A 246-nucleotide genomic window follows, 5' to 3' on the forward strand; every position below is an offset into this window, starting at 1 on the left:
AAGCCGTGAAAACAGAACGTTATTACACGGTGGGCTATGTACCGAACGGGAACAGGGTCAACAACGCCACACCGGCGATACATCTTAAGGGACAGTGGCTGAGACAGGCGGGGTTTAATACCTGTCTTTCCTACACAAATATTTTAACCCGCCCCCTCGTTATTGAACTTTTACCTCATAGATTGATCCCAATAAAAAACACGACTTGAGGTAATCTTTATGTTTTCAACCTGCGCCGAACAATGG

1 protein-coding gene is annotated in these 246 nt (G+C 45.5%); it reads left to right on the top strand.

Annotated elements, in window-relative coordinates; all coding sequences use genetic code 11:
• On the top strand, positions 1 to 209 hold a 209-nt coding region (locus CKY02_RS26090; protein WP_420899247.1), incomplete at its 5' end, for a SymE family type I addiction module toxin.
• Positions 210 to 246: the final 37 nt, after the last annotated feature.

The organism is Photorhabdus bodei (assembly GCF_003287735.1).
Taxonomy (GTDB): Bacteria; Pseudomonadota; Gammaproteobacteria; order Enterobacterales; family Enterobacteriaceae; genus Photorhabdus; species Photorhabdus kayaii.